Source organism: Micromonospora sp. CV4, from assembly GCF_003667455.1.
Lineage (GTDB): Bacteria > Actinomycetota > Actinomycetes > Mycobacteriales > Micromonosporaceae > Micromonospora.
In genome coordinates this window covers 1-413 of sequence record NZ_RCVI01000066.1, presented here as the reverse complement: position 1 = coordinate 413, position 413 = coordinate 1, and the positions used below count along the sequence as shown (strand labels likewise).

The 413-nt window shown below is 71.2% G+C and carries 1 protein-coding gene and 1 pseudogene; one reads left to right on the top strand and one right to left on the bottom strand.

Going from position 1 to position 413, the window contains the following annotated elements; translation table 11 throughout:
- A pseudogene (locus tag EAD98_RS00365) lies at positions 1 to 126 on the bottom strand (hypothetical protein); the annotation flags it as partial.
- Between EAD98_RS00365 and EAD98_RS00360 the strand changes: the two are divergent.
- Positions 91 to 408 carry a type II toxin-antitoxin system PemK/MazF family toxin gene (locus tag EAD98_RS00360; protein ID WP_368666139.1) on the top strand — a complete coding sequence of 106 codons (318 nt, stop codon included), beginning with the start codon at positions 91 to 93 and terminating at the stop codon, positions 406 to 408. The pseudogene EAD98_RS00365 and the gene EAD98_RS00360 overlap by 36 nt on opposite strands.
- Positions 409 to 413: the final 5 nt, after the last annotated feature.

Genomic DNA, 413 nt, shown 5'->3' with positions numbered 1-413 from the left:
CTCCTCCTCCAGTGCCTCCAGCTCGCGCAGCTGCCGGTCGAACTCGGCATCGGCGATGGTTGGCGCGTCCAGCACGTAGTAGCGGTACTGGTGTTCGGTCAGCTCGCGGCTGAGCGTGGCGTGCCGTACGCCGACGGCAGCGGCTCCAAGGTGCGGCCCTGCCTGGTGCTGCGCGCCGACTCCCGGGGCGCCGACGTACTGAAGATCACCAGCCAGGACAAGAGCGACCGGGACGACCACGTCCGCATTCCCACGCGGGACTGGGACCCGGGCGCCGAGCACGACAGCTGGCTGAGTCTCACCGAGCCGACCCGGATCACCTCGGCCGCGTTCGCCGAACGCGCCGGCAACTGCGACGCCGACCTGTGGCGGTCGGTCCGCAGCCTGCACCACCTGCCCACCCGCTGACACCC